Annotated in this window: 11 protein-coding genes; 5 read left to right on the top strand and 6 right to left on the bottom strand. The window is 71.2% G+C overall.

From position 1 onward, the window contains the following. The 3 genes from C1I98_RS30190 to C1I98_RS30180 all read left to right on the top strand — a co-directional run. The coding region (locus C1I98_RS30190; RefSeq protein ID WP_111170786.1) for a hypothetical protein at positions 1-655 on the top strand (655 nt) is incomplete at its 5' end. Next, positions 652-1,731, top strand: coding sequence for a glycosyltransferase (locus tag C1I98_RS30185; RefSeq protein WP_111170784.1), 1,080 nt, complete (start codon positions 652-654; stop codon positions 1,729-1,731). The genes C1I98_RS30190 and C1I98_RS30185, both read left to right, overlap by 4 nt. Positions 1,732-1,756: 25 nt before the next feature. After that, the gene (locus tag C1I98_RS30180) at positions 1,757-2,038 is read left to right on the top strand and encodes a metal-sensitive transcriptional regulator (RefSeq protein ID WP_111170783.1); all 282 of its coding nucleotides are present in this window, start codon (positions 1,757-1,759) and stop codon (positions 2,036-2,038) included. 213 nt (positions 2,039-2,251) lie between these two features. On the opposite strand, the gene C1I98_RS30175 is transcribed toward C1I98_RS30180, so the two are convergent. From C1I98_RS30175 to C1I98_RS30165, 3 genes are all read right to left on the bottom strand, one after another. Further along, positions 2,252-2,440: a hypothetical protein gene (locus C1I98_RS30175; protein WP_146607715.1), complete on the bottom strand. Its 189-nt coding sequence runs from the start codon at positions 2,438-2,440 to the stop codon at positions 2,252-2,254. A 177-nt stretch (positions 2,441-2,617) separates the two neighbouring features. Next, positions 2,618-3,955, bottom strand: a complete 1,338-nt coding sequence (locus tag C1I98_RS30170) for a hypothetical protein (protein WP_111170781.1) — start codon at positions 3,953-3,955, stop codon at positions 2,618-2,620. 24 nt (positions 3,956-3,979) lie between these two features. Beyond that, positions 3,980-4,513 (bottom strand): gamma carbonic anhydrase family protein, encoded by a 534-nt coding sequence (locus C1I98_RS30165; protein WP_111170780.1) that lies wholly within the window; start codon positions 4,511-4,513, stop codon positions 3,980-3,982. A 167-nt stretch (positions 4,514-4,680) separates the two neighbouring features. Between C1I98_RS30165 and C1I98_RS30160 the strand changes: the two genes are divergently transcribed. Further along, positions 4,681-5,895, top strand: a complete 1,215-nt coding sequence (locus C1I98_RS30160; protein WP_146607713.1) for a hypothetical protein — start codon at positions 4,681-4,683, stop codon at positions 5,893-5,895. A 286-nt stretch (positions 5,896-6,181) separates the two neighbouring features. On the opposite strand, the gene C1I98_RS30155 is transcribed toward C1I98_RS30160, so the two are convergent. The 3 genes from C1I98_RS30155 to C1I98_RS30145 form a co-directional block, all read right to left on the bottom strand. Beyond that, positions 6,182-6,406, bottom strand: a complete 225-nt coding sequence (locus C1I98_RS30155) for a hypothetical protein (RefSeq protein ID WP_111170778.1) — start codon at positions 6,404-6,406, stop codon at positions 6,182-6,184. 123 nt (positions 6,407-6,529) lie between these two features. Beyond that, complete coding sequence (locus C1I98_RS30150; protein WP_111170777.1) at positions 6,530-7,282, bottom strand: GntR family transcriptional regulator; 753 nt, start codon at positions 7,280-7,282, stop codon at positions 6,530-6,532. A gap of 258 nt (positions 7,283-7,540) precedes the next feature. Beyond that, positions 7,541-8,245 (bottom strand): dienelactone hydrolase family protein, encoded by a 705-nt coding sequence (locus C1I98_RS30145; protein ID WP_111170785.1) that lies wholly within the window; start codon positions 8,243-8,245, stop codon positions 7,541-7,543. A 101-nt stretch (positions 8,246-8,346) separates the two neighbouring features. Between C1I98_RS30145 and C1I98_RS30140 the strand changes: the two genes are divergently transcribed. Further along, the coding region (locus C1I98_RS30140) for an aldehyde dehydrogenase family protein (protein ID WP_146607712.1) at positions 8,347-8,975 on the top strand (629 nt) is incomplete at its 3' end.

The raw sequence follows: 8,975 nt of genomic DNA, 5'->3' as shown, positions 1-8,975 counted from the left end.
CGGGGAGTGGGGGCCGGAGGTGCGGGACGCGGCGCTGGCCGTGTCGCTGGCCGCGTTGCGGCTCGAACCCGGCAGGTGGGACGCCTACCTCGGGCGGGGTGCGCAGCGGGTACGGCTCAAGAGCATCGATCCCGGCTTCTCCCTCGATCACCTCGATGCCTACGCGCTGGCCAGGCGGACCATCGCCTACCGGGCCTACCGCACGCTCAACGGCAATCTGGCGCTGAAGATCTCCGAGGTGCGGCCGGTGGCGGAGGTGCGGGCGGTGTGGTTCCGGGAGGGGCGGTTCGAGGTGACCGGGCTGCTGGCCTACACCGGTCTTTCCGACGACGACTCGCGCCACGAGGCCCGCCTCGCGCTGCACCAGGGCACGCCCGATGCGGTGCTCACCGCCGCGGCGACCGTGCAGGGCGTCCGGTTCCACGCCGCACTGTCGCTGTGCGACGTCGTCGAGGCGACCAGCGCCGCCACGGGCCGATGGGAGCCCTCCTTAGAGGTGGAGGGCGTGCCCGGCCCGCTGCGCCTCGGCGCGATGCTGGACGACGTGGACGGCAAACGCCGCCGCCTGCACTACCCGGCCGCCACCGTGGACGGCGTGCCCGTCCGGCCCGCCTTCACCGCCGACGACGAGCTGCGCCTGGAGGTCGGCGTTTGAGGATCTGCGTGGTGCTGCCCTCGGCGTACGGGATGCGCGGTGACGTGCGGTCCGTCGTCAACCTCGCGGCCGAGCTGGCCGAGCGCCACGAGGTGGAGATCCTCAGCGTCAAACGGCACCGGGAGAGGCCGTTCTTTCCGGTCGATTCGCGGGTGGAGCTGCGCTGGCTGGTCGACGTACGGCCGGGCGTGCGCCACCTGCTCCCGCGCGGTGAGATGCGCGCCGAGGTCGCGCTGTGGCGCAGGTTGCGCGTGCTGCGTGCGGACGTACTGATCACCACCAGGCCGGCGCTCGGCGTACAGGCCGCCAGGCACGCCCCGCGCGAGGTGCTGAAGCTGGCCAGGGAGTGGGTCAGGCCGCCGAGCCCGGCTCCGATCAAACGGTTCTATCCGCGGCTGGACGGCGTGGTGACGGCCACCGAGACCGCCACCGAGGAGTGGACGCGGCTACTCGACGGAGGCGCAGGCCCCAGCCCCGCCGTACGGCTGGTGCCCGACGCGCTGCCCGCGGCCCCCTGGCCGCGTTCGCGGATGGACAACCGAATCGTGGCCGCGGGCGGGCGCTGGGTGCCGGTCAAGGGCTATGACCGGCTGCTGCGCGCGTTCGCCGTGGTGGCCGACAAGCGGCCCGACTGGCGGCTGCGCCTGTACGGCGGCGGCTCGGAGGAGAAGCGGCTGCGCGCCCTGGTCGCCACCCTGGGCCTGCACAACCACGTCTATTTCATGGGCACCACGCCCGACCTCACCGGGGAGTTCGCCAAGGCGTCCATCGTGGCGGTCACCTCGCAGGCCGAGGCGCTCGGCATGACGGTGATCGAGGCGCTGGGGTGCGGGGTGCCGGTGGTGGGGTTCGATGGGCCGCGCGGCCCGGGGCAGTTCGTCACGCCGGGCCGCAACGGGCTGCTGGTGCCGGAGGACGAGGGCGACGTGGAGGCGTTCGCGGCGGCGCTGCTCTCGCTGATCGACGACGAACGGCGGCGCCGGGCGCTCGGCGCGGGCGCGCTGGCGAGCGCCGCCGGGTACGCCGCTCCCGCGGTGGCGGAGCGGTGGGAGGAGCTGTTCGCTACCCTGCGGTGATACCGCTTACCGGTAGTTTGGGTACATGCATGGGTACAGCGCGGACAAGCAGGCGTATCTCACCCGGCTCCGGCGCATCGAGGGGCAGATCCGGGGCCTGCAGCGGATGGTCGAGGAAGACTCCTACTGCATCGATGTGCTCACCCAGGTCTCCGCGGCCACCCGCGCACTCCAGGCGGTCGCCCTGGGCCTGCTCGAAGACCACATCGGCCACTGTGTGGCGGACGCGATCAGCAACGGCGGCCCTGAGGCGTCGCAGAAGGTCAAGGAGGCGTCCGCGGCGATAGCCCGCCTCGTCAAGTCGTGAACGATGGCCCGCCTCCTGAAGCGTGAGCGACGGCCCGCCTCCTCAAGTCGTGAGCCCAGGTCATGAAAACAGCTCACATCACCGCCCAGATCATGGAAAACGGGACTAGTCCGTCCCGCGGCGCGAGCTAGTCCGTACACCGGCCCGAAAAATACGTAGTCCCGGCCCTGGACAAGGCCGGGACTAGGCAGATGTGATGGTCTCAGTGACTCGTCAGTGGCTCGCCGGAGCCCGCAATCCGAGCGCGTTGTCGAGCTCTTCCAAGGTCAGCCGTCGCTCCGTGATGGCGACGGCGGTGAGCACCTCGGCGTAGAGCGCGATTTCGTCCAACGCGACACGGTCGTGGACCCGCAGGTCCATGTCGTCGTGCCCCACCGCGTCGTCCTTCCTTCCGCAGCCCACACCCATCACGAGGTTACGACTGGGGGCCTTTCGGCGACATGGCCCATCGGGACCATTCCTTCCGGCTGGTCCCGATCCAGGTATGGATCATTTCCGGTTCGGAGATCACAATTCGATGAAACTTCGCGCCGGAAGGTATTGGGAGGGTATAGGGAAGGTAAGGCGGAAATTACCCCCTTATTGGTTTAAGCCGGATTCATTGGCGAAGATCAGGTGATGCGTGAGTCGGCGGGCCGTCGCCGCGGCCGTCGCGAACCCGCTCGCCGGGGACTCCACGCCGGCCAGGTCGCACCAGGCGAGGCCCGTGGCGTAGGCGGTGCCGAGCAGGGCCGCCGCGCTGCCGATGTCCGGGGGGTGCAGCGAGGGCGGCAGCTCGCCGTCGTCCGGCCATTGGTCGCGCAGCGTGTGCCGGGGGTCGGCGAGCACGGTGTGGACGACGTGCCGCATCTCCGGGTCCAGCCACGGGTAGACCCTGGCGGCCGACTTGGGGGACAGCGCGGCGAGGTCGGCGGCCAGCAGCGCCGCCGCGGTGACCCGCGGATCGTGCCGCCGCTTGGCGATGTAGCCGAGTGCCTGCACGAGGTCGTACATCGAGTGCCTGAAGTATTCGCCGGGCGAGGTATCGCCGACCACCGCGCGGGTCAGCAGCGGGGGGCAGCGGTCCAGCCACGCCTGACGTACGGCCTCGTCGCCCTGGTGGGCGGCGGCGTGGTCGAGGTCGCGGCGGCGCAGCGCGGGCTGGAGCATGGCGAGCAGCGCCGCGGCGCGCGGCCGGAAGCGGTCGTCGGCGAACACGGCGTCGGCGGTGTTGGCCATCACCGCCGCGAGCCGCAGCCCGGCCTTGGGCTCCCCGGCCCTGATCCGCTCGGCGTACAGGCCGGCCAGGTCGAGCAGGGAGACCCTGCTCACCCACCGGACGAACTCGTCGCCCGGCAGCGCGCGCCCCAGGAACTCGCCGAACATCGACAGCAGCACCTCGTTGCCGTCGAACGCCGGGGCGTAGGCCGTCCACATCAGCGTGCCCCACACCGCGGCGACGGTGCTGGCGACGTCACCGGCGAAGAGCCGGCTGAGCGGTTCGGTGGTCAGCGGGAAGTCCTCGTGCCTGGCCCTGCGGGACAGGACGAGCACACGGACCTTCTCCACGATGTCGGCGGGCACGTCGGGGCCGATGAAGCCCTGCGTGGAACCCTCCTCGTAGGAGAAGTCGGGCCCGAGCGGCACCAGGTCCGCGGCCAGCGGGGAGGTGTGCCGCACCACATGGGCCGAGGAGCGCAGCGCCTGGTCCAGCGGGGGCGCGGACAGGTGCCAGCGCCCGTCGACCGGGTCTTGGCGGTACCACCGCGCGTGCGTGCCGAACAGCCATCTCCCGCCGTCCGCGGTGACCAGCATGCGCGCGGCGACGGCCTGTGCCTTGGCCTGCGCCGGCAACCCCGGCCAGCGCGGATCGTCGACCATGGCGCGCACATCGCCCTCGATGGTCGAGAATCCATCCCACTGTCGCACGGCGGCCATGTTAGACGCCTCGCGGGGCGTCGATCATACGCGCCGCGCTGCGCGGTGCAGCTCGGCCCTGGCCATGTACCCCTCGGGCGTCTTGGCGAACGAGGCCCGGTCGGCGTCGGTCAGCTCGCGGATCACCTTGGCCGGTGTCCCGGCCACCAGCACACCGCCCGGTACGGTACGGCCCGGCGGGACCACCGCCCCGGCCGCGACCAGCGTGCCCGCGCCCACCCGGGCCCCGCCGAGCACGATCGCGCCGATCCCGATCAGCGCGCCCGTCTCCACGTACGCCCCGTGGACCATGGCCCGGTGCCCGAGGCTCACCCGCGGCTCCAGCACGGCGGGCTCCCCAGGATCGGAGTGCAGACAGCAAAGGTCCTGGATGTTGCACTCCTCCGCCACCTCGATCCGCTCGTCGTCACCGCGCAGCACGGAGCCGTACCAGACGTTGGCCGCGCGGCCGAGCCGCACCCTGCCGACCACGACGGCTCCCGGAGCGACATACGCTTCTGGGTGGATGTCAGGAGTCGCGTCGGGGGGGAGGGCCGCGATGAAGGGGAGATCATTCATGGATTCATGGTAGTAAGTCGATATTTCCGCAGCAGGTGGAGCGTTCGGGTTGCGGACTCGGCCCGCAGGCAGGAAAGTCGTTTCCTGACGCCCTGGCCGTCCAGCCCGCCGTACCATCGGCCTGAGCCGTCGTCCTTCCTCATCTCGTAGACCCCCAGGGCAATGCCATGACAAACCAGCACGAAAGCATTCCGGACCTGATGCAGGACGACTCCTTCGAGGTCGTCATGCGCGGCTACAGCCGCCGCCAGGTCCACGACTACATGGTCCGTACACGGAACCAGATCCGCGATCTGGAGGAGCGGCTGGCGCGGGCGATCGAGCAGGCGGAGCAGGGCCGCATCGAGCTGGCGGAGGCCCGCAGGCGGATGGTCGAGGGGCCGCAGAGCTACGAAGACCTCAGCCCCCGGCTCGCGCAGATCCTCAAACTGGGCGAGGAGGAGGCCGCGGCAAAGAAGCAGGACGCCGAGGCCGAGGCGTCCAGGGTGCGTGAGGAGGCCGCCACCGAGTCCGAGCGGCTGGTCGTCACCGCGCGCGAGCAGTCCGAGAGCATCCTCTCGGCGGCGCAGGCCGAGGCCGAGCGCCGGGTCGGCGAGGCCACCGCCTCCTCCGAGCAGATGCTCGCCCAGTCGCAGGCACAGGCCGAGGAGGCCGTGTCCACCGCCAGGGCGGAGGCCGACCAGACCGTGCGCGCGGCGCAGGCCGAGTCCGAGCGGCTGCTCACCTCGGCCAGGCAGGAGTCGGAGCAGACCATCGGGTCGGCCCGCGCCGAGGCCGAGGCCACGCTCAACTCCGCCAGGGCCGAGGCGGAGGCCACCCTCGAAGCCGCCCGCGCCAACGCTCAGGCCGCGCTGGCCGCGGCCCAGCACCGCGCCGCCACGCTCGACGAGCAGACCGGGCGCAGGGTCGCCTACCTGACCGACACCCACGGCGAGGTGGTGCGCAGGCTCACCGAGATCGGCGCGGTGCTCGGCGACCTGCTGCACCAGGAGAACGCGGCCGGGCCGCTGGTGAACGAGGCGCAGGTACTCCCGCCTTCGCCGATACCGCAGTTCCCCGCACCTGAGATCGCACCTGAGGCCGCCCCCGAGATCACGCCTGAGGTCACGCCTGAGGTCACGCCCGACATGACCCAGGATGTCCGCAAGCTCGCCGAGTCCCAGGACGCGCTGGAGCCCGCCCCCGGCTTCGACGCCGAGGTCGTCCGCGTGGTCGTGGACGATGACGATGACGAGGCCCCCCGCCCGGCGGGCGAGGTGGAGCGGGACGACGACGCGGAGACCGGCCGCCCCGGAGCGCCGGAGCCCGGTGCGCACGATGCCGTCGAGGCCGACGGGATACCTGACGACGCGTACGCCCGTTCCCGGCACGACCGCGGCTGACCGGCGGCCGTCGTCCCGCTCAGGGTGCGCGGGCGATGGTGCAGTGGGTGATGTGGGCTCGCCGCGCACTTTCGGATGGTGCTGATACTGCGTGGATACCGCGTGGTCCGGGCCGCGGCTTCGTCGGCGCGGCCGGACCGGAGCGGAAACCCCCACCCCCGATAGGGTCCAGAGGCTTCCGCGCTTGTGGTGCCCGGCGCCGGAGCCGCGTGACGCAGACTCCGGCACCGGGCGGCATGGACCCCGTGGAGCGCCCCCCTCGATCCGGTGCGTTCCACGGGGCAGGCTAGGGGTCCGGCCCCAGGGAGTCGGCTCGCTCTCGCTGGTCGATGAGCTGTTCGCGCAGCTCCTCAGGGGTGTCGGCGTCGATGGTCATGGCGAGGCCGGCCTCGCGCTCCGGCAGGGAGAGCGGCTGGTGGCGGGTGGCCCACCACCGGCCCGCGTCGCTGCGCCAGATGGTCCAGTCGGGGTACTCCCGGGCGATTTCTGCGAGATGCCGGTCCAAGGACATCTGTCCACCCTTTCCCCAGGGCCCGGTTTGCGACCTTGCACTTACGAAGGTGCGCCACATCTCTAGAGAAATCAATGATCGTAGGGGTCAGGTCAACGTAGCCGCTTGACGTTTTGCCTTGACTTAGGCATCGAAGTCGTACTGAAGTACATAAGACGCGGCGTCTAAGGTCATGATGTTGACCTCCACCGCGGTCCCTCCCGCCGTGTAGGCGGTGCGGCGGACGACCACCACCGGCGTGCCCGCGGGCAGTTCCAGCGCGGTCACCTCCTCCGGCTGCGGCATCCGCGCCTGGACCTCCTCGGTGAAGTGCGCGGGGGCCTGGCCGAGGTCGCCGAGCCTGGCGTAGACGCCGCCGGGGCCGGTGTCGGGGAGGGTGATGGGCGTGCCCTCCACCAGGTCGGCGGGGAAGTAGGAGGTCGCGAGCTGTACCGGCCGCTCGTCCACCGAGTAGCGCCGCCTGCGCACCCAGATCTCCGAGGCGGCCAGGATCGCGGCCACGTCGTCGGGCGCGGGCTCCCTGGCGACGCGCAGCCCGTCGACCGTGTACGGCCGGCCACGCGTGTCGGAGTCCCAGATCGCCTGTCCCCGGCCCCACTGGTCGCGTGCCAGCCGGCGGGAGCCGTGCCGCCTGATCGGCTTGAACCGGCGCACATAGACCCCGGACCCGCGCTTGGGCACGGCCAGACCCTCGTTGATGAGCACGGAGAGCGCCTGCCTGGCGGTCGCACGGGCGATGCCGTACTCCGCCATCAGCGCGTTCTCACCCGGCAACCGGTCCCCGTCCCGCAGTTCACCGGACAAGATCGCGGCGCGGAGCCCGTCGGCGATGCGCCGATAGATCGGGGGCTCGTTGGACACCGGGGATTCCGACACGTTTGATCACCCTCTGTCACCAACTGCTTTGGCGTCTCCAGAGAACTTGCCCCGTCTTGTCCACGATCGCACAGATACGCAGGTTGGTCCCGAGTTGATTTTGAGTGAATCGTGCCTATGTGGTGATTTGCGGGGGTTTTCTCGGTCCGTAACCGTGGAACGGTCCTGGCCGGTAATGATCGTGCCCATCACCGGCGGGTGGCAATCGCGTAAAGAGAGACACCACGGGCGCCTGAGCTGACCTGCGGGAATGAAATGTCAGGTTACAGGAAGGTGGCGAGAAAGGAAGGTCGTGGCGGCGTCCCAGGCGAGCGGCGCGTGCTCCGGGTCGTGGAAGCGCGGGGCCAGATGGTTGTGGAAGGCGTGCCCGGCCTTCTCGTAGACGCGTACCTCGACTCCGGGCCGCCCGATGACCGCCTCCTCGACCCTGGCCACCTTGTCCCTGGGGATGTACGGGTCCGAGCCGCCGAACACGCACAGCAGCGGCGCTCGCACCGATTCCATCAGATCCGTGGCGTCGGGAATGGCCGACCCGTAGAAGGCCACCACGGCGTCGGGCAGGCCCCGCGCGCCGAGCATGTAGCCGATCGACCCGCCCAGGCAGATCCCGAACGCCCCGGTACGCCCGGCGACCTCCGGCAGGCCGCGCAGGTGCGCGAGGGCGGTGGCGCTGTCGTCCACGCCGCGCTCGAAGTCGAAGCGGGAGGCCAGGTCGAGCGAGGCCGCCAGGCCCGCGTCGTCGTGGGCGCCCTCCCAGTGCTCGTGCAGCCGCCAGAACAGCTCGGGCGCGCCCACCACGTAGCCGAGCGCGGCGAGGTCCTCGCCGACCTTCCTGATGTAGGGACCGACCCCCCAGACCTCCTGGATCAGCAGAATCCCCGGCCCGCGTCCGGACGCCGGCAGCCACACCGGCATGTCGAAGGCCCCGTCGGATACCGTCACCTGTTCCGTACGTGTCGTCACGATCACCCAGGATGTCACGCGACACATAGATCGCCAACAGCTCACGCGCTGGCGTCCGCGGCCGTCGGGAGAGACGATGCGAAGGGAGTGAGGAGGCGGCGATGTCATACCAGAACGGTCATTTCATCGGCGGCGAGTGGATCGCGGAGGGCGCGACCTTCGCCAACCACGACCCGGTGACCGGCGCCGAGATCGGCCGGATCCACGAGGCCGGCCGGGAGACCGTGGACCGGGCCGTGACGGCCGCCAGACGCGCGCAGCCGGGCTGGGCCGCGCTGCCGGTGGCCGAGCGCGCGGCGTGGCTGCGGCGGCTCGCGGACGGCATGGAGGCGCGGTTCGACGACCTGGTGGCCGCCGAGGTCGCCGACACCGGCAAGGACGCCGTGCAGGCCCGCACGCTGGACATCCCGCGCGGCGCGGCCAACTTCCGGGTGTTCGCCGACATAGCCGCCCAGCGCCCGGACAACGCCTACCATCTGCCCGGCACGCTGAGCTACACCATCCGCCGCCCGCTCGGAGTGGTGGCGGTGATCGTCCCGTGGAACCTGCCGTTCCTGCTGACCACCTGGAAGACCGGGGCGGCGCTGGTGGCGGGCAACACGGTCGTGATCAAGCCGTCCGAGCTGACGCCGGGGTCGGCCGCCGCGCTGGCGGACATCGCGGCCCGGGCCGGGCTGCCGCCCGGCGTGCTCAACGTGGTCAACGGGCTGGGCGCGGGGTCGGCGGGGGA

It is taken from the genome of Spongiactinospora gelatinilytica, assembly GCF_003236385.1.
Taxonomy (GTDB): domain Bacteria; phylum Actinomycetota; class Actinomycetes; order Streptosporangiales; family Streptosporangiaceae; genus Spongiactinospora; species Spongiactinospora gelatinilytica.
The sequence above is the reverse complement of the archived record's forward strand: the minus strand, read 5'-3'. Positions and strand labels throughout refer to the sequence as shown.